Annotated in this window: 17 protein-coding genes and 1 pseudogene; 3 read left to right on the top strand and 15 right to left on the bottom strand. The window is 62.2% G+C overall.

Features of this window, described 5'->3' with window-relative positions:
- Positions 1 to 341 precede the first annotated feature (341 nt).
- Genes ACVIHF_RS21965 through ACVIHF_RS21985 form a run of 5 tightly spaced genes read right to left on the bottom strand, consistent with a single transcriptional unit; the run spans position 342 to position 4610 of the window.
- Complete coding sequence (locus tag ACVIHF_RS21965) at positions 342 to 1562, bottom strand: glycosyltransferase family 4 protein (protein ID WP_456794109.1); 1221 nt, start codon at positions 1560 to 1562, stop codon at positions 342 to 344.
- Positions 1499 to 2428 carry an NAD-dependent epimerase/dehydratase family protein gene (locus ACVIHF_RS21970; RefSeq protein WP_456792511.1) on the bottom strand — a complete coding sequence of 310 codons (930 nt, stop codon included), beginning with the start codon at positions 2426 to 2428 and terminating at the stop codon, positions 1499 to 1501. The genes ACVIHF_RS21965 and ACVIHF_RS21970 overlap by 64 nt, the downstream gene beginning before the upstream one ends.
- A gap of 18 nt (positions 2429 to 2446) precedes the next feature.
- The gene (locus ACVIHF_RS21975) at positions 2447 to 3010 is read right to left on the bottom strand and encodes an acyltransferase (RefSeq protein ID WP_016847963.1); all 564 of its coding nucleotides are present in this window, start codon (positions 3008 to 3010) and stop codon (positions 2447 to 2449) included.
- Positions 3007 to 3861, bottom strand: coding sequence for a methyltransferase domain-containing protein (locus ACVIHF_RS21980; RefSeq protein ID WP_229158715.1), 855 nt, complete (start codon positions 3859 to 3861; stop codon positions 3007 to 3009). The genes ACVIHF_RS21975 and ACVIHF_RS21980 overlap by 4 nt, the downstream gene beginning before the upstream one ends.
- Before the next feature lie 8 nt (positions 3862 to 3869).
- The gene (locus ACVIHF_RS21985; RefSeq protein ID WP_225647039.1) at positions 3870 to 4610 is read right to left on the bottom strand and encodes a glycosyltransferase family protein; all 741 of its coding nucleotides are present in this window, start codon (positions 4608 to 4610) and stop codon (positions 3870 to 3872) included.
- Between the two features lie 33 nt (positions 4611 to 4643).
- On the opposite strand from ACVIHF_RS21985, the gene ACVIHF_RS21990 reads away from it, so the two are divergent.
- The gene (locus ACVIHF_RS21990) at positions 4644 to 4886 is read left to right on the top strand and encodes a hypothetical protein (protein ID WP_225647038.1); all 243 of its coding nucleotides are present in this window, start codon (positions 4644 to 4646) and stop codon (positions 4884 to 4886) included.
- Between the two features lie 75 nt (positions 4887 to 4961).
- On the opposite strand, the gene asnB is transcribed toward ACVIHF_RS21990, so the two are convergent.
- From asnB to ACVIHF_RS22040, 10 genes and pseudogenes are all read right to left on the bottom strand, one after another.
- Entirely contained in the window at positions 4962 to 6800 is a 1839-nt protein-coding gene (gene asnB / locus ACVIHF_RS21995; protein WP_456792513.1) for an asparagine synthase (glutamine-hydrolyzing), read from the bottom strand.
- Between the two features lie 2 nt (positions 6801 to 6802).
- A complete protein-coding gene (locus ACVIHF_RS22000) occupies positions 6803 to 8356 on the bottom strand; it encodes a lipopolysaccharide biosynthesis protein (RefSeq protein ID WP_456792514.1) in 1554 nt (517 codons plus the stop codon).
- A 405-nt stretch (positions 8357 to 8761) separates the two neighbouring features.
- Positions 8762 to 9385, bottom strand: a complete 624-nt coding sequence (locus ACVIHF_RS22005; protein ID WP_456792515.1) for a UPF0149 family protein — start codon at positions 9383 to 9385, stop codon at positions 8762 to 8764.
- On the bottom strand, positions 9382 to 10944 hold the full coding sequence (tnpC, locus tag ACVIHF_RS22010) for an IS66 family transposase (RefSeq protein ID WP_456792516.1): 1563 nt from the start codon (positions 10942 to 10944) through the stop codon (positions 9382 to 9384). The genes ACVIHF_RS22005 and tnpC overlap by 4 nt, the downstream gene beginning before the upstream one ends.
- A 50-nt stretch (positions 10945 to 10994) precedes the next feature.
- On the bottom strand, positions 10995 to 11348 hold the full coding sequence (gene tnpB, locus ACVIHF_RS22015; protein ID WP_456792517.1) for an IS66 family insertion sequence element accessory protein TnpB: 354 nt from the start codon (positions 11346 to 11348) through the stop codon (positions 10995 to 10997).
- The gene (gene tnpA, locus ACVIHF_RS22020; RefSeq protein ID WP_141343522.1) at positions 11345 to 11806 is read right to left on the bottom strand and encodes an IS66-like element accessory protein TnpA; all 462 of its coding nucleotides are present in this window, start codon (positions 11804 to 11806) and stop codon (positions 11345 to 11347) included. Before tnpA ends, tnpB begins: the two co-directional genes overlap by 4 nt.
- Before the next feature lie 197 nt (positions 11807 to 12003).
- A pseudogene (locus ACVIHF_RS22025) lies at positions 12004 to 12084 on the bottom strand (tripartite tricarboxylate transporter TctB family protein); the annotation flags it as partial.
- Positions 12085 to 12461: 377 nt separating this feature from the next.
- The gene (locus ACVIHF_RS22030) at positions 12462 to 13427 is read right to left on the bottom strand and encodes an IS481 family transposase (RefSeq protein ID WP_456792519.1); all 966 of its coding nucleotides are present in this window, start codon (positions 13425 to 13427) and stop codon (positions 12462 to 12464) included.
- A 57-nt stretch (positions 13428 to 13484) separates the two neighbouring features.
- Positions 13485 to 14531, bottom strand: a complete 1047-nt coding sequence (locus ACVIHF_RS22035) for a hypothetical protein (RefSeq protein WP_456792520.1) — start codon at positions 14529 to 14531, stop codon at positions 13485 to 13487.
- Between the two features lie 73 nt (positions 14532 to 14604).
- The gene (locus tag ACVIHF_RS22040; RefSeq protein ID WP_456792521.1) at positions 14605 to 16899 is read right to left on the bottom strand and encodes a M10 family metallopeptidase C-terminal domain-containing protein; all 2295 of its coding nucleotides are present in this window, start codon (positions 16897 to 16899) and stop codon (positions 14605 to 14607) included.
- A 200-nt stretch (positions 16900 to 17099) separates the two neighbouring features.
- Here ACVIHF_RS22040 and ACVIHF_RS22045 point away from each other — a divergent pair, with 200 nt between their 5' ends.
- Together ACVIHF_RS22045 and ACVIHF_RS22050 are read left to right on the top strand one after the other, a co-directional pair.
- Positions 17100 to 17402, top strand: coding sequence for a hypothetical protein (locus ACVIHF_RS22045; protein WP_225647034.1), 303 nt, complete (start codon positions 17100 to 17102; stop codon positions 17400 to 17402).
- 131 nt (positions 17403 to 17533) lie between these two features.
- The gene (locus tag ACVIHF_RS22050) at positions 17534 to 18727 is read left to right on the top strand and encodes a CaiB/BaiF CoA transferase family protein (RefSeq protein ID WP_411784442.1); all 1194 of its coding nucleotides are present in this window, start codon (positions 17534 to 17536) and stop codon (positions 18725 to 18727) included.
- Positions 18728 to 19263 lie beyond the last annotated feature (536 nt).

Here is a 19263-nt window from a genome sequence, read left to right on the forward strand (position 1 = left end):
TCAAACGGTGAGAGCGTGAATAGCTCAATTGAGCTATTCAGCGTGCAGATTTGGCCCGCCAGAAACCTACAGAAACACTGGTGCAATCTGAAACCCAAGAACCACATTGGCTAACCAGGTGACGGAGCGCTTGGTGACTCTGCCGGCGCGCCTGGAAAATCGTGGAGGGCTAGCAGGCAGCAAGGATTGCTGCCGAGCGCAATTCAAATATCAATCGATGAAGGGCAAGCTATCTTCCTGAATTGCGAAGCTTAGCAGCGTCGATGGCCGGCTCGGCGATCATGGTGGTCGCTTATGAGGTAGCGTGGGGTCACGTCTTGCCGCCCCCAGGGGGCTGGCCTTCAACTCACGGCGGTTTGCCGGATAGCGTCCGAAAAGCTTCGCGCGAACGCACGGACATTGTCGTCCTGATGCGGGACAATGTTTCGTACCGTCGGAGGGCTATTCATCTCCGAAATCTGCATCAGATGATCCGCCAGCGAGACCGGGTCATCGACGCCGAAATAGCGGGCGGCACCTGAGGTCTGCTCGCGGTGCACGTCGATATCCGACAGGATCACTGGAACGCCAAACGACTTCGCCTCCTCGACGGTCGTGCTCCAGCCCTCGAAGCGCGATGGGTTGATCAGTGCGGTTGAAGCGCGCAGCAGCGCGTAGACATGCGGCAGCGGGATAACGCCAAGGTGGCGAAACTGCGCTTCAAGGCCGCGCTTTTGGATCTCGGAGTTTACCAGATCATAGTAGCCCGGCTCGCGCCGGTCTTCCTTGCTGCCGGATGCACAGATCACCACGTCGATCGCCCGCCCCTTCAGGATCGTCAAGGCGTCGACGACGAGCTGGTGGTTCTTGTGGCGATAGAACTGATTGGGCAGGTAGAAATAGTTCGCCGGCAGATTATATTCCGCGATTACGTCCGACGGGTCGGTGTTCAGGAACGCGGCCGGTGGCTGGGTCGCGAAGCGAACGACGCAGACCTTGTTTCTTGCGCCTGGATAGTAGGCCTTGAAATCACGCAGCGCGCTCTCGCTGCTCAGCATGATGGTTCGGCCCGAGGCGATTTGCATGCGAAAGCCAAGCTCGCGGCGCCAGCGTGCCGTCGTTGGAAACAGTTGCGGCAGCGAGCGGTGCTGCAGATCCGGAATCCACGCCACTGCCGGATGCGCGAGCCGCCAACCAAAGAAACGTGCCGATTCGACGACGACATCAATCCCGGCGCCTCGAAACGCCGCCGCGGCTCCCCGATCCAGACCGATCCCGAGTGCCGCGGCCAACCCTGGCTGTCCATCGAATGCTTCCGATCGAACGACCTCGACACCCGGTATTGCGGCAAGCTCCGCGAGCTCATTCTCCTCGGCCCTGTTCCCGGCAAAGACGATCGGAACAAATTCGCCGGGCAGAAACCTGGCAAGCGCCGCAAACAGATTGCGCTGATAATTGTAGCCGCCGGCCCATAGCCGTCGCGAAATGTGACTGAACGCGAACCGCAACGGGCGGGGCGTCACGAAGCCTGCCCCTTGAACCAGGCCACGTAATCGGCAAGGCCCTGATCGAGCGGAATGCACCAATCGAACCCGATCTGGCGCAGCATTGCATCGTCGGCCAGCAGGCTGACGGGATCACCGGGCCGGCTTACGCCGGAGTGTCGCACGACGGCGCTGCTGCCCCACTGGCGGACGAGGCCGGCTGCGATGTCGGCAACGCTTGTCCCGCGGCCCGAACCGCCATTGATGACCCGGAAGGTCTCCTGCGGCGGCGGTTCCGCCACACCGACAAGCAACCTCGCGACATCGCGAACGTCGGTCCAATCACGAATCTCGTTGCCGGTCCCGCCAAGCGTGAGCGTCTGCTCCTTGGCCTGCAGCCGCGAGCAGATGTCCCAGAGCAGCTGTTTACGCAAATTGGGTCCATAGACAGAGAACAGCCGCACGATCGTGCAGCGGATACCGAATGACTGCGCGTAGCTCCGGCACAAGTGCTCCATCATGAACTTGTGCTGCCCATAGGGCGACATCGGAGTCGGGATGGCACTTTCGGGGATTGGGCCAAAATGGTCGGCGCCATAAACGGCCGCACTCGACGCCGCGATCACTGGGCAGTTCGGCGCGGATCCGCGTAGCCATTCGAGCAGCCGCGCCGTGCTCACGACAGTCCGCGAGAAATCCTCGAATGGGCGTTCGATCGAGACGCCGACGGACGATGCGCCGGCCAGATGAAAGACGTGCGTCGGCAGCCCGTGCGCAGCCGCAAGCGCGTTAAGATTGGCCGCGTCGATTTCACCATTGGTCCAGCTCGCCAAGCCAAGCCGCCGGGCTTCCGCTGCGTCAAGCGCCCCGTGTCCGACGCCATGCACCGCACGGCCCGTCCCCGCCAACTCGTGCACGAGATGGCGGCCGATGAACCCGTTTGCGCCCGTAATCCAGACGATCATGCGTTTGACCCAGCCAAACTAAGTTTCAAGGACTGATCTTACAACACGCGCCGGGTTGCCGGCGACGACCGTGTCCTCGGCAACGTCTGCGGTGACGACCGAACCGGCCGCCACAATCGCGCGGGCACCGATCCGAACACCCCGCATCAGGAATACGCCTGCCCCGATCCAGGCATCGTCGTCGATCACGACAGGGCGCTCATCGAGATCCAGTTGACGCGGATGGCCCCTAGTAAACATCTCCTGAATCTGCCGGTGCCGCGCCACATGGTCCACGGGATGGGTCAGATTGTCGAAGACGTTGACGTCGTGCGCGATCAGCACCCGGTCTCCAATACGGATCGATCCAGCGGACCATATCCGCGAATTCTCCCCGACATAGCACCATGATCCGATTTCAATCAGCCCGCCATGGGCGAACGTCAAGAGCTCGCCCCGGATAATGCTGTTCGAACCGATGACGATGCAGTCGCTGTCACCGCGAATATTGCGGATGCGTGCAGTCGGCATCAGCCTGGCATGCGACCCAAGGCGACAGGTCGCGCGCCCCAGTATCCGCTGCAGCCAGTAATCGAGATTCATCTGATCAACTCGATGCAGGCAATAGCACGCGCACAGCCCGCCCTGTCGTCGAGCCGACCGCGTCCGCTATGCGGGTCAAATGCAGTCGCATTCGCAACATCGGCCTCCGTTGCCCGACGCCAGCCCCTCTTGTCATAGCCGAAGAATTCGAGCTCGTGGGACGAAGGCGCAAAGGCGTCGATCAAGGCCTGGATCATCGCCCGGTCGAAGACCTGAAACCACTCGAAATTCTCATATCGCCCGTATGGCACCGTGATCAGGCAGCGTCCGCCGGGAGCCATGATCCGTCGAAACTCACGCATCGCATCGGCAAAGCCATGCTTGTTGGTTTCGGATTTGGCCGGATCATCAGTGTAGAGCATGGTGTTGTCCAGCCCGACATGCTCCAGCGTGGATATGCTGATAATGGTGTCGAAGGCACTATCCTCGAACCTCGTCTTGCGAAAATCTCCGAAGACGTAGGAGTAGCCCTGATACCAGTAGCACCGCTTCTCCGGTGCCAGCGTCATGATCGTGAGATCCGCCTTGCGCAACGGATCGCGGCCGAGAATGTATTCGTGATTCAGCGTCGATCCCGCATCAAGCATTCGTCCCAGTGGGACACCATCGCGGCGCAACCGGTCGAACAGCCATGGATATTCGACGACTCGTTCATCGATGCCGATGCCAAATGTCTCGGGCAGCGGGCGACCCGATCGGACGGCGGCCGTGTCGATTGCAGTCTGAATGGCGTTCTTCTTGCGCGTAAAATAGCCGACCGACCAGGGCCGACCGCCTCTCGCAAAGTAGACAGGCAATGCAAGCGCGTCAGCCATCTCCTTGATTTTGAAAACGAGACCGTCAACGTGCATGCCTGCTCCTAGATGCGCTCCAAGAGGTTTTCAAATAGAACCCACTGGCGCTCTTTGCTATACAAATCTCCCACCGCTCGCCGCCCCCGCTCGGCTTTGGCCTTCATGTCATCCCAGTTCCGCAGGCTATTCTCGATCTGGGCGAGGCAGTCATTGCCCGCCTCGTAGGTCACAATCGTCTGCCCTGGATCCATTCCCTCCGGATAGTTGCCCGCATCCGACACGAGCAGCGCCCCGCACCCCATCGCCTCGAAGCAGCGCATATTGCCGCGATCCTTGCCGGCCATGTCGATTGCGCCGTTGAGCACGATCTTCGCTGATCCGAACAGCTCGTAGAGGTCCCGGCCGAACAGCGGCAGCCTTGCGATGCGCGCGATGGCGTCGGGCCGCCGGTGCTTGTGCAACGGCAGCAAGCGGCCGACCGCGCTTTCGGCAAGCCGCGTCAGCCGCGACGCATCGAGGCAGAACACGACGTTGCGGTCACCAGCGAGGGCCGCAACCTGTTCGAGGGTTCTGCCCCGCGCGCTATGATGCCGCGAATATCCACCGACAAACGCCACGTCGATCGGCCGTTCGCCGTGGCCGTACTGCTCCATGACGGGGTCGATCGCGGGAAAGAAGAGCTCCGCCCGGCACCCCTTGCTGCGCCACGCCTCGAGGATCGAGGGGAAGTTTCCAAGCACCGCGCCATAGGCGGTGAGATCAGCATTTCCGGAAGGCGCGGCGCGCCAGCACAGCGTCTTCTTCACGCAGCCGGGAAGCTTGGCGACAAACGCACTCGGATGGCGCACCGGATCGAGATTGTAGAACACCTCGGTTCTATGATGCTCGATTTGCGCGAGCAGAATGGCCTCGAGCGTCGGCGATTCCTTCATGCCCTGCTCACGCGCCCACTGGCGCTGCAGCACTTCATCGTCGCCATTCGTGAAGAAGGCTTCAGCTGCGCCGTCGAGCACGGGCTTGAGAAAATGCGCGGCGCCAAACCGATCGTGCAGAAACACGTCGCGGCGCGCGTCGAAACTTGACGCCTTTGCCGCGAGCTGGTTCAGCCTCGGCAAATAGGACGGATAGAGACCGCTATTCTGGAACAGACGCATTGGTTACGCGGACCTTGCCAACATCCATTTCATGTTCAGATAAGGCCAGATCCGGCCGACACTCTTCCAATCCCAGCTCTGCGACGCCGTCAAGCGGCCGACCGCCTTTCGAAGGGGCGTTTCGTCGACGAACTCGGCAAATGCCGGAACATTCCGCTCGAGCAGCTCTGCTGTCCAGCCCGCCAATGGCCCGTTCAGCCATTCCGGCATCGGCGAGTTGAAGCCTACCTTGCGGCGCGCGGTGCGGATGCTTTCGGGCATCAGGTTCGCCATCGCCTGCCGCGCCACCACCTTGGTCAGGCCGTCTGCCGACTTGCTCGTTTCCGGCAGCGCCATCGTGTAGGTGACCAGCCGCCAGTCCATGAACGGCATGCGGACCTCGATCCCGTGCGCCATCGAGAGCCGGTCGAAATTGCGCAGGATGGTGGGCAGCGTGGTCGAATGGAACATGCGGTAGAGGCGCCGGTTCAACGCACCCCATGTATCAGGCAATTCGTCATCCTCGGCGACCAGCGGCAGCGGCGCGGGCGCGGCCGTAGCGCCTCCGCGCAGGAAGTAGTGCCCCTCGCGCCTGATCATCTGCGCGCGCAGGAAGTCGATGCCGCGTTGCGCCAGCTGCGATCGTGAGGTGAGCGCGGCTGCTGCGTTCCGGATCCGGAATGCGGCCGACTGTCCCTCCTGCAGGTAGGCGCCCATCAATTCGTCCGCGCCGTGGCCGTCGAGTGACACGGTGACGTTCTGGCGCCGGAGTTCGCGATAGATCAACCACGGCGCGCTCGGCAGTCCGATATAGACGTCGTCATTGTCGTCGAGGATGCGGTCAAGGTCGGTGAGCGCGTCGGAGCGCCCGATCTCGAGGAAGCTCGGTGCCACCTCGGCCCACGCGGCCGCTTCCTCCGCCATCGGCCGCTCGTCATTGCTGGCGCCGGGAAAGGTCGCGACAAAGGCGTGCCGCCAGGCGGTCGAGTCACGCGGCCCCATGCCGGCTTTCTCATGGGTCGCCATGGCGCAGATCACCGCGGACGAATCGAAGCCGCCGGACAGGCAGGTCCCGATCGGAACGTCGCTGCGCATCCGCAGCGCGACGGAATCCTGAAACAGGTCGCGAAAGCGCTCGACGCGCGCGGTCTCGGTGTCCGGGATTGCCGACAGATGGTCCACGGTTCGCCACCAGCGGCGCACCTGCACACGCCCCTGGCGCAACCACATGCAGTGGCCGCCCTGCAGGCGGCGCAGTTGCGCGAACAGCGTCCGCTCGCTGCCTTCGATCCCGAACGGGTCAAGCAACAGCCGCCGCGCCACGTCGACATCGAGCGACGTCTCAACCAGCCCACTCCGCGCCAGCGCGCGCTGCTCGGACGCGAACACGAACCGCTCGGATGAAAACGCATACAGCATCGGCTTGATGCCGAAGCGATCGCGCGCCAGGAACAAATCATCCGTGGCCGTGTCGTAGATCGCCAGCGCCCACATGCCGTTGAAGCGCAGCAGCATGTCCTCGCCCCACGCCTGCCAGGCGGCGAGGATCACTTCGGTATCGGACTGGCTGCGAAAGGCTGCGCCCTTCGCCTCGAGTTCGCGGCGCAATTCGAGGAAGTTGTAGATCTCGCCATTGTAGACGATCACATGGCGGCCGTCGCCTGATGCCATCGGCTGATAGCCACCCTCGCCTGGATCGATGATGGCGAGCCGGCGATGGCCGAAGGCGACGTTTCGCTTGGCATTGAACCAGGTGCCCTCGCCGAACGGACCGCGATGCGCGATCAAATTGGTGAGCCGCGAGATGTCAGCCGGCTCCACGGGAGCGCCGCGCAGATTGACGATGCCTGCGATACCGCACATGTCTAGACGGCCTTGAAGGGCAAGAAGCGAGTGATGATGACGTGGAGATCGCGCCAGCAGACGGCGCGGTAGGGACCCAGTTGCGACACGGCAACGGCGGCAACAAAGATCGCCGCCGCCGACATACCGTACAGCGACACCACATACCACCATGACGGCGCCTGGTCGAATGACACATGGCTGAGCTGCGAGCGCAGCGCCAGCGCAACGGCGATCCCCGTCCCGAGCGGGATCAGGACGAAATGCAGCATCCGTGACCACATCCCCGAAAGCCTGAAGGTACGCCGCAACAGCAGCACCGTGATCACCATCTGCGCAACCATCCCGACACAGGAACTCCAGCCGGCCGCCTGCCAGCCGAAATACGGCAGCGCAATGGCGCTGGTCGCCAGCGTGAAGATGCCCGTGACGAGCGAGATCAGCGCGTTGGAACTGGAGCGCCCCTGCGACAGCAGATAGAACGCAAACACATTGGCGCTGGACCCCAATATTCCGCTGATCGCAAGCACCACCAGCACCAGCTGGGCCTCGGCGGCGACCTCGGCGCCGGTCCATCGATGCAGCAATGCGCCTGCGACCGGGATCAGGCCACCCAGCGCGCTCGCGGCAAGCACATTGAGAATCCAGGACGAGCGAAGCAGGAGGTCGACCTTGCGATCGTCATCCTCTCTCTGCAGGGTGCTGAAGAACGGGAACAAGATCTCGCCGATCTTCAGCACACCGATATAGACAGCCTCCTCCAGCCGCTGCGCGACGCTGTAGAAGCCGACGAATTGCGGTTGCAGCAGCGCGCCGAGCAGATAACGGTCCGCCTGGCCTGCGAACAGCGCGCCGCTTTGCGCCGCGACCTGCCAGCCGCCAAGCTTCACCAGTGCACGCAACGCGCCGCGATCGAGCGCCGGCCGTGCCAGCCAGTCACTGATTGCGCGTCGCGACCAGGCGACGACCATCAGGAGATTGGTTGCGAAGCCCAAGGCCTGACAGCCGATGAAGGTCGAGGCGCGCGGTGCGTGCGGGATCAGCAGCAGCATCGACATCGTCGTCACCACCGTGCCCGTGATGCTGATCGACGCGATCCGCCGATAGTCCTGACGCGCCGTGAACAGCGAGAGGAAGACGGCGAACAGGCACTGGAACAGCCAACCGGCGCCCGCCAATGCGAAGGCGAGCCCGAGGTCGTCGGCGGCCGGGCCGCCGAGGTGGAATCCCAGCCGTGCGAGCGGCGCGCCGGCAAAGGCAAGCAACGCCGCGATCAGGCCGCCAAGGACGATGGCAAGCGCGAGAGCGGTCGCGAAAAATCGCCGCGCCTGGTCGTGGTCGGACGGTTCCAGCCTTTGCGCGAGTTCCCGCGCCGTCGAAAGGCCGAGCGCATTGCTGAACATCAGCGCCGGCGCGACACAGGCCGTCACCAGACCCGCAACGCCGAACGCGGCGAGACCGAGCTGGAAAATCACGAACGGCAGGATCGCGAGGTTCAGCAGCACCGCAACCGCGAAGGCGGTCGCGTTCCATGCCGAGTTACCGAGCAGATGGGATGGACCCTTTTTCACCGCCATGCCCGCTTTCGGTCCATCGCTCCGATACGCCTCAAGTGCCTCTTCCGTAAGGGCAAAACCCATTCGGCATGACGACGGGCTAGCAGCCGGCGCGGTGATTGTCGAGGGTTGGCAGACGGCGGGGAGCGTGGGACCAGGCCAGGGCCGCAGCAAAGGCACGAGCCGATCTCCACGGAACCATGGCTGGTTGCTTGCGGCCTGGCTTGTCGTTCAAGCAACAATTGGAAAGGCCTGTCTAAATTCTAAAGCAGATAAGCACAGACCCAAAGCCGCCCGTTCAAACAAGAGGTATCTAAATGCCCTTTCCGCCACATCCCGAGCCCTGTCGGGCTTCGGCATGCTCGATCTGACCCAGGCACGTTCCGGGCTCACTGTAACCGGTATGAGCTCCCACGTCCGCGATGATTAGCGGTCGCGTGCGTAGCGGATGGGCATCCAGTGCTGGCGCAGCGCCTCGACGACGGTTGGGATATCGAGGTAGGCGTTACGGAGGAAATCCTCGGTTTTGCGACCGTTTCGTGGCGGTCCGAGCAGCGGACGGGCCTGATCGTCGCGACAATGCAGCAGGATGGGCAGCAGCAGGCCGTGATTGACGTTGTTGACGTCGAGCAACGGCGCCCACGCCGACAGTCTGAGCCGCATCGCGGCATAGAAACCCTGGCACCAGGGATGCGCATCGATGTTGCCGCTGGGGTCGCGCCGGTGCATCGGCTCGAACCGATCGGGGGCAGTCGAGAGGGTGTTGCTGATGTCGTTGTGGCGCAGCGCGACGGCGGAGATCGCGGCGAACTCCGGCGTGCCGCCATGGTTGAAAGCGTCGGCATCGATCGCGAGCAGCGGGCAGATCCAATCGAGCGGGCTCATTGACACCGGTCCGGCCACGATCGCGGCGGTATAGCCGTCGAGCATGGGAATGCTGGTGGCGGCAGGATGGCGATCGACGCGATCCTGGAGCCATCGCTCGAGCTCCGCAAGCGACATCGCGGCTGACGCCATCGACGATGCTGCCTTATGGCGACGTGGGCTCATGCCGCTGCCTGCGGTGTGTGCCGGCGCGCCGCCTTCCAGTTCCAGGCGAGCAGCTCGTGCAGCTGATGGCTCTTGGTTCGCCCGGACACGATGCGCTCCAGCACATCGGTCAGGTAGGCCTGCGGGTCGAGCTCATGGAGTTTTGCCGTGTTCACGAGCGGCGCCAGGATCGCCCAGCTCTCGGCGCCGCCTTCGCTGCCGCTGAACAATGAGTTGCGTCTTCCCATCGCAATCGGGCGCATGGAACGCTCGACTGTGTTGCTGTCAACTTCGACACGGCCGTCGCGGAGAAACAGCGTCAACCCGTCCCAGTGATTGAGTGCGTAGTTGATGGCCTCCGCCAGCTTCGATTGGGAGAAGAGCTGGCCGACCATTGCGGTCAGGCGCGTCCTGAGCGCCTCCATCAATGGAGCGGACCTGGTGCCGCGGGTGGCCAGCCGCTGCTCGGCACTGCTGCCACGGATCTCTGCTTCGATGGCATAGATCGCCTGCAGGCGCTCGATCACTTCGCGCGCGAACGGCGACTGGGTCGTCTTATACACCTCGACGAATTTGCGGCGGGCGTGGGCGAGACAAAAGGCGAGTTGGATCGCGCCGCCATGATCGCGGGCGAGCGCTTTGTAGGCGGCATAACCGTCGACCTGCAGAATGCCGGAAAAGCCCATCAACTGTCTGGCGATCTCCGCCGTGCCGCGGCCGTCGGCGAACACGTAGGCCACCGCCGGCGGCGAGGGACCGCCCCATGGCCGGTCATCCATGGCATGCGCCCAGAACTGGCAGATGCGCGGGCGATGTCGTCCGGGATCGAGCACCGGCATCGGCGTCTCGTCGCAGAACAGGCGCGGCGCGGTCTGGATCGTGCGCAGCTGAAGCGCATAGAGGCTCCTGAGCCACCAGGCCGCACGCTTCACCCAGCCGGCAAGCGTCGCCCGGTCGAGATGGACACCCTGGCCGGCCAGAATTTGCACCTGTCGGTACAGCGGCAGATACCAGGCGAACTTCGAGACTACCACGTGGCTCACGAGTGCGGTCGAAGCCATGCCGCTCTCGATCAGGCGCGGCAGCACCTTCGCCTGGATCACACCATCGGTGCAGCGGCGGCAGCCGTACTTGGGACGGACCGTCCGCAGCACCCGCAGGATCGCCGGGATGATGTCCAGCACCTCGCTGACGTCCTCGCCGATCTTGTGAAGCTGGCCCTGGCAACACGGGCATGCGGTCGCCTCCGGCTCCAGCACATGCTCGCAGCGCGGCAGGTGCTTTGGAAGCGCGCCGATGTTGCGGCGCGCCTTCTTCCGCAGTGGCTTGCCGGGCGGCTTTGCCGCAGCTGCATCGTCGTTGGCAGCTGCAGGCGGCGTGACGTCGGTCTCAAGATCGCCAAGCTCAAGCGCGAGCTGCTCGGCCACGAGCGCGGCAAGCCGCTCCGAGCGCTTCCCGAAGATCATGTCCTTGAACGTTTGCATTGCTACGCGCAGCGTCTCGTTCTCAGCGTCAAGCGCGAGCACCATCTCGGTCAGAGCTGCCGGATCGGTCGGGAGAGTGTCGGGGCGAATCGCCATGACCAGACGATACATCCGTGCGACCCATGCTCCAGTGAAATCCTCACTTCTCAGCCGACAATGGCCGGCTGCTTCACAGGCTTGGGCGACACACGCGTCCACTCGAGCCCGTCGAGTAGCATCGCAAGCTGCGTCGCACTGAGATGCACAACGCCGTCGCGGATCGGCGGCCAGGTGAAACGCCCCTGGTGCAACCACTTCGTTACCAACACCATGCCGCTGCCGTCCCACGCCAGAAGCTTCACTCTGTCCATGCGCTTGCTGCGGAACACGAAGACGTCGCCGCAATATGGGTTCGCGCGCAGTGCTTCGCTCACCAGCGCCGACAGCGTATGCACCGACTTACGAAAGTCGACCGGCTGGGCCGCCAGCACCACCTTGAGGTCTGACAGTAGAGCAATCACCGGATCCCTCGAAGCGCCGATAGCACCACCGAAAGCGTCGCCAGTTCCACCCCCGGCTCGACCCGGATGCGCGCCCCGTTCACCTCGATCTCGACCACTCCACAGACCTTGGCCGGCGGCGTGGCAATCTCCACGGGCTTCGTCTGTACCGGCGAAATACACTCGGACTTGCCAACCCTCCCGCCATCGCTCTCGGCGCCAATTTGGATAGGCACGAAGTTCTGGGCTTTGCCGGCCAGCGCCGCCGCTACCTGGCGTCGCCACACCGTGAGCAGTCCGCGAGAAACGCCATTGCGCCGCGCCACCTCGGAGATGTTCGCCCCCTCCTCAAAGCTCTCTGCCGCGATCCGGGCCTTCTCCTCGCTCGTCCACCGTCGCCGCCGGCGCTCCCCAGTGATCACCTCAACGCGGCGATAAGAGTCACCTTCCTGCCTGGCATCAAGCATGGCATTTGCCATCGCGCCACCTCCACCGATCAGCTCTTGCCAGCCTGTATCGCAGACAAGCTTCGTCACTGCGAGGTGAGGCCCTCATGCCGGTTACGGCTCACTGCGTGCGCCAGCTCGAGCACCGTCATCACGCGGCGGGCCTGCGCGCGTGACGAAGGTCTCTCGGCCGCCGCGCAAGGACCGCCGTGAGGCCGTAGAGGCTGCCGGATGATGCAGAGATAGAACGAGAAGTGACCGGGTTCGAGCCCGGTCGCATCCCAGGACGCGCCTGTACGCCAATTGTCGTAGCCGCGCGCTGACGCGAGCGCGCGCAGCAGAACGGCCATCGGCCTAACGGCAGGTCAAGCTGGCGAAGCGCCTCAAGCCCAACCGCTCATCGAGGGGCTCTCAGCCAATGTGCTGACGGCGATGCGACCTACGATTCGGATGCGTTGCGATCCGCCATCGGCGCAAAAGGCACACAAGCCATCGCGCCCCCTCATGGGCAATCAAACATCCGTTCAACAAGCCTCTCCATGCCGAGCGTCACGTGATCGAACGCTGCTTCTCAAAACTGCAGCGGTTCAGGCGCGTCGCAACGCGCTACGAAAAACCGCCCGAAATTACTTCGCCATCTTAACGATCGCTACCGCTCCGCTCTGGCTAAGGCAACTGTCCACACGGCCTAATTGTTTAGTCCCGGCATTTGCTGGAGCGGGTTGAGTTTGAATCGTTCCGGCTGGGAAGTCCAGCATTTGCAGATGTACTCATAGGGTGTGAGGCCCTTCAGGGTCTTCAGCCGCCGAGCGTAGTTGTAGGCAGTGATGAAGTCGGCAAGGTGAGCCTCGAGCTGATCGTGTCGATCGTAATGGTAGCGCTGGACGGTCGCTTCCTTGATCGTGCGATTCATGCGCTCGACCTGGCCATTGGTCCAGGGATGCTTGATCTTGGTCAGCCGATGTTCGATCCCGTTCTCCTGGCATCGCATATCGAACATATGCGTCACGTATCTTGCCGTCGCGCCGTCCGCATAGCGCGGCGGGAAGGTAAACTGGATCCCATTGTCGGTGAGCACCGTGTGGATCTTGTAGGGGACGGCCGCGATCAGAGCTTCGAGAAAGGCCGAGGCTGAGCTCCTTCCCGTCTTCCTGACCAGTTGCACGAATGCGAACTTGCTGGTGCGATCGATTGCGACGTAGAGGTAGAGCTTGCCTTCAGCGGTCTGGAGCTCGGCGATGTCGATGTGGAAATAGCCGATCGGATAGGCCTTGAACTTCTTCTTCGAGGGCTTGCCACCCTCGACCTCCGGCAATCGGCTGATACCGTGGCGCTGGAGGCACCGATGCAGGGATGACCGCGTCAGATGCGGGATGGTTGGCTGCAGCGCATAGAGGCAATCGTCGAGTGGCAGCAGCGTATGTCGCCGGAAAGCGACGATAATCGCCTCCTCCTCGATGGAAAGGATGGTCGACTTGGCTTCCTTGGGGCCTGTCGAACGATCGGCGACGGTCTCGCGCTGCTTCCACTTCGCGACAGTCTTCTGGTTGATCCCGTAGCGCTTGGCGAGTGCTCTCAGGCTCTCTTGACTATTTTGTATTGCTCTACGGACTGCCTCCGTCGTGGTGGCGCAGCCGTGTAAAACTTGTCCCATAGCGCATCCTTCGAATCGTGCGACAAGAATGCACCATCAAAGCGTGGGACTAAACACCTAATGGACAATGAAGTAGCCCGTGTTCAGGTCGGCCATACGTACGTTGGTTGTATCCCGCCCCATGACGGCATCATGAAAATCGCTCCCTAACTCGGACATGGCGTGGGATTGATCGCTCGGCGTTTCGTGCAAGAGCTCCATCAGCTGTTTACAGGTAGTAACCAAAGAAAATCCATCAGGTGCGACAATTTCCGCGCTTCCGGCATTCACTACACCGCCCCCATCGATGTCCCGGTGAAATACGAAACTATCATTGCTAGCTGCGATCCAGGCCCCTTGCGATGCAGGACATGGAGTCACCGATGTCTGGCCGGTTACAGCAATCATAAGCGTGGAAATGCCAATCACTCCGTTGCCATCCAAGTGCTGTTGGACATTTGGCTCCAAGTGTTCCAGCACGGCGCTACTTCCGGACACCACACCAATAGTATCCGAGATGGCGTTGCCGCTGCTGTCCGTGTTCCAAACGGTATGCCGATCGGCGCCCGAAACTTTCCAAGCAATTTCATATCCGTTTGCCGTCTGCTCCGCCCCGGTCGGCGTCCAGGCTCCGACCTGAGTGGATGCAGCAAAAGGCGTCCCGGCATGTTTGACTGATGGGCCCGTACCGCCGCTGACGGCATCGAGAGAATAGTAGCTGCCGATCTGGTCCAGTTTGGTCGAGCCGGCGGCTTCGACCACGGTTACGCTCGCCGCAGGTATGCCGCTCACGCCGTCGGCGTTGAGGTCCTGATGGAAGCTGCTCTCAAATGCTTCAAGGATTGTACTGCTTCCTGAGACAACCGCGGTCGCAGAGGAGACATAGTTGCCGTTGCTGTCGGCGTTCCAGACCAAGTACTGATCCGAACCGATCACCTTCCACGCAATCTGATATCCGCTTGCCGTCTGCTCCGCCCCGATCGGCGTCCAGGCTCCGACCTGAGTGGATGCATCAAAAGGCGTCCCGACATATTTGACTGATGGGCCCGTACCGCCGCTGACCGCATCGAGAAAATAGTAGCTGCCGATCTGGTCCAGTTTGGTCGAGCCGGCGGCTTCGACCACGGTTACGCTCGCCGCAGGTATGCCGCTCACGCCGTCGGCGTTGAGGTCCTGATGGAAGCTGCTCTCAAATGCTTCAAGGATTGTACTGCTTCCTGAGACAACCGCGGTCGCAGAGGGAGACATAGTTGCCGTTGCTGTCGGCGTTCCAGACCAAGTACTGATCCGAACCGATCACCTTCCACGCAATCTGATATCCGTTTGCCGTCTGCTCCGCCCCGATCGGCGTCCAGGCTCCGACCTGAGTGGATGCATCAAAAGGCGTCCCGGCATATTTGACTGATGGGCCCGTACCGCCGCTGACCGGATCGAGAAAATAGTAGCTGCCGATCTGGTCCAGTTTGGTCGAGCCGGCGGCTTCGACCACGGTTACGCTCGCCGCAGGTATGCCGCTCACGCCGTCGGCGTTGAGGTCCTGATGGAAGCTGCTCTCAAATGCTTCAAGGATTGTACTGCTTCCTGAGACAACCGCGGTCGCAGAGGAGACATAGTTGCCGTTGCTGTCGGCGTTCCAGACCAAGTACTGATCCGAACCGATCACCTTCCACGCAATCTGATATCCGCTTGCCGTCTGCTCCGCCCCGATCGGCGTCCAGGCTCCGACCTGAGTGGATGCATCAAAAGGCGTCCCGGCATATTTGACTGATGGGCCCGTACCGCCGCTGACCGCATCGAGAAAATAGTAGCTGCCGATCTGGTCCAGTTTGGTCGAGCCGGCGGCTTCGACCACGGTTACGCTCGCCGCAGGTATGCCGCTCACGCCGTCGGCGTTGAGGTCCTGATGGAAGCTGCTCTCAAATGCTTCAAGGATTGTACTGCTTCCTGAGACAACCGCGGTCGCAGAGGAGACATAGTTGCCGTTGCTGTCGGCGTTCCAGACCAAGTACTGATCCGAACCGATCACCTTCCACGCAATCTGATATCCGTTTGCCGTCTGCTCCGCCCCGATCGGCGTCCAGGCTCCGACCTGAGTGGATGCATCAAAAGGCGTCCCGGCATATTTGACTGATGGGCCCGTACCGCCGCTGACCGGATCGAGAAAATAGTTGCTGCCGATCTGGTCCAGTTTGGTCGAGCCGGCGGCTTCGATGACGATCGGCGGGATCACCGAGGAGCCCGCGATCGTGCGATCGGCAAACTGGAAATACTCAACGCCAGTGACGTTATCAATGCCCTCCGGTGAACCGGCGCGCTGGTCGCTTATCGTGAAGGTCTGCGAACTTGCGTTGTAGCTAACTGTGTAGTTCGCCCTGTTGCCCAAATACACAGCGGTGTCGGTGCCGGAGCCGCCGAAGATGGTGTCGTTGCCGCCGCCGCCGGTGATCGTATCGTTGCCCGAGCCGCCGTTCAGGACGTTGCCAATTGCGTTGCCCAAGATCGTGTCGTTGCCGGACCCGCCGTTGGCATTGTCGATGTAGGAACGCGCGTCGCCGTTATAGAGATAGGCGTTGTAGACGTTGCCCGATGCGTAATGGCCATCGCCGAGATAGGCTAGTTGAACGGAGGAGAATACCGACGACGCACCGGGGTTGAGGTTGATGCTCAGGTTCGTCGTGTAGTTCGACAGATCGTAGGTGTCGACGCCGCCGCCGTCCCACACAGTCTCGTAGATCCGGTTGGCCGAGCCGCCGACGCCCCCGCCGGGCGCGAGCTGCCCGACACCGTTGATGAACTCCTGCCCCGTGGTCGGATTCCAGGTGTAGACAGTGTTGCTGCTCTGGGTCGTGAAGTTCGCGCCGTACATCGTCTGGAGCGCGAGGATATCGTTGGCCATAAAGGTCTGCGGATATCCATAGGCCTCATTGGTGTAGCCGCTCGTCGCGGACGCCCCGACATAGCTGCGATAGCTCATGACGGTGTATTCGCTGTCGTCATGTGCGCTCGGCACGGCCACGTTGGCAACTCCGCCGGTCTCCTGGCTGTGCTTGAGACCAACGGCGTGGCCGAGTTCGTGGAGCGCGGTCGTGAAATAGTAGTTGCCAAGCTTGGCGAGCGAGTAATTGTATTGGGTCCCGAACCAGATGTCGCCGCCGGACGCATAATTGCCGGGGTAGTAGGCGTAGGAAGTCGGGTTAGCCGACGGCGATTGCGCGATCATGATGTCGGCGCCGTTCGTGCCCGCGTATTGGATGTTGGCGTTGGCGTAGCCGTTGATCAATCCAATGGCGTAGTTGATCGCAGCCTGCATTTGGGTCGGCGCCGAGGCAAAGCCCGACGTGGTCGGCTCGCTGCTGCCGCCAGCGTACGGATTGGCGTAGTCGCTGGGCGAATCCGGGAAACTATAGGTTATCGGGCCCGACCATTTGTAGCCCGACAGCAGGCCGTCTATGTCGGCGTCGTTGGTCTTGGTGACCGTGACAGCGGTAGCCAAAGGAAAACTCCGAAGCAGCAAGCCCATCCGATGCGAGGCGTTAACAGATGATTCTAGCTAGAGAGTTGAACGTTTGGTTTAAATGCGGCGAGAGCGCCCGGACCTCTGCCATAATGCGCGGTTAGCTATCAAACCCCGTACTCATACGAGGCGCAAGCAAGAACCTCGGTTCCCGCGGCGCCGGTAATTTGCAGGGTTTCATGAAACGATCTTCACTCGCGGCCGGCCTGTTTGGCGCCCTTGCGGCGCTCGCCGGATACAATCACACGCCCTTCGGAGGACTGCCCGTCATGGTGGAGAAGGCCAATGCGGATGACAGCGGCAAGGCGGGACGCTCGCCCACCATGCCAATGGCCCGCGATCCTGCTGCCGCGGTGGCCGAGGAATACGAAGCCGCCCGCCGGAAAGGAACGCGGGAGGCCTTTGAGCTTTTCATTGCGCGCTACGGCGATGACCCGCTGGCCGAGAAGGCGCGCTCGGAACTGAAGCGCCTGTCGCGCTGATCCCTTCACGCAGCGCAGCAAACCGCGCCAGCCATTGCATTTCGACAGGCGGCATCCGCGCTGGCCCAGGCTTGCCGCAGGGTCTTTCGGCGCTATGGTAGGCCCGCAATCTGTCCCGGAGCCCTTTCACAATGCCCTTTCCGCATGCCTCGGAAGCCCTGTCGCGTTTAACCGTGCTCGATCTGACCCGGGTCCGCTCCGGGCCGACCTGCGTGCGGCAGCTCGCGGATTGGGGCGCCAATGTCATCAAGATCGACGCGCTGACCGAGGATGCCGGTGGCGAGCAGCCGGGCGGCCCCCGGCGGGGTTCCGACTTTCAGAATCTGCACCGCAACAAGCGGGCCATGACGCTGAACCTGAAAGACGATCGCGGGCTCGCCGTTTTCAAGCGCCTCGCCGCCAAGGCCGACGTCGTGGTCGAGAATTTCCGCCCCGACGTGAAGAGGAAGCTCGGCATCGACTATGAGAGCCTCGCCGCGATCAACCCGCGCATCGTCTATGGCAGCATCTCCGGCTTCGGCCAGGACGGCCCCTATCACAAGCGGCCGGGCTTCGATCAGATCGCGCAGGGCATGGGCGGGCTGATGTCGATCACCGGCGCGCCGGGCGGAGGGCCGATGCGGGTCGGCATTCCCGTCGCCGACCTCACGGCGGGCCTGTTCTGCGCCATGGGCATTCTCACCGCGCTCCTCGAGCGCGAGGTCTCCGGCAAGGGCCAGTGGGTGCAGACCTCGCTGCTCCAGGCACAGATCTTCATGCTCGACTTCCAGGCCGCGCGCTGGCTGATGGAGAGAGAGGTGGCCAAGCAGGCCGGCAACAACCACCCGACCAGCATCCCGACCGGCGTGTTCAAGACCTCGGACGGCTACATCAACATCGCCACCACGGGTGGGCGGATCTGGGAGCGTTGCGCGCAGGCGATCGGTGCGCCGGAGCTCTTTGGCCATCCCGACTACGCGACGGCCTCTGCCCGCTCAAAAAACCGCGACGCGCTCAACGCCGAGATCGAGAGGTGCACCGTGACGAAGTCGACCGAGACCTGGGTCCGCGAGCTCAACGAGGCCGGCGTGCCCTGCGGGCCGATCTATGCCATCGACCAGATGTTCGAGGACGCGCAGGTTAAGCATCTCGGCATCGCGCAAGACGTGCCGAACGATGAAGACCGCCACATCCGCCTGGTCGGCCAGCCCGTGACGCTGTCGCGCACGCCGAGCAAGATGGTGGTGCGGCCGCCGGAATTCGGCGAACAGACCGACGAGGTGCTGAAAGAGTTCGGCTTCGGCTCCGACGAGATTGCCAAGCTCAGGGACGCCAAGGTGGTGTGAGCCAGGTCAGAAACAACAATGCCCGGCAGATTGTCGGGCATCGAAGGGAGTTCGCGCTGCGCAGCTCAGTATTTGCAACGACCGGTGTTGGAGTGAACGCATAGTTGAAGCCGACACGCAGAATATGATTGTGGAAAGCTGACGTCCGCCTGGTTAGCGGTTCCGACGAAGTAAGTCTTACTTCCGAAATGCGTATTCGAGCTTCGCCGACCAATTCCGGGTGAACTTACGCTCGACGCCCGATCGAACCGACTCGGGTATCGGTGCTACTCACCGCCGCACCGATTGAAAAGCTGAACGCGCCGAACGGAGTCGTGCCGCCGAGATCCGCCCCGAAGACTTGGATCCCAAGGTTGACCGCGAACGAATACTTGAGCTCCCCAACAGCGAGACCACCGGTCGCATACCAGAGGGTCTGCGGACTAGATAGAAATCACCATTTGAAAAAGATAAGAAGTCCCACAAGAATCCAGAGGGGAGAGAAACTGAACAACAACGATGCCCAATAATAAAACTCTTTTCGAGTAGTCGCACGC

The sequence above is a fragment of the Bradyrhizobium sp. USDA 4506 genome (assembly GCF_054058795.1).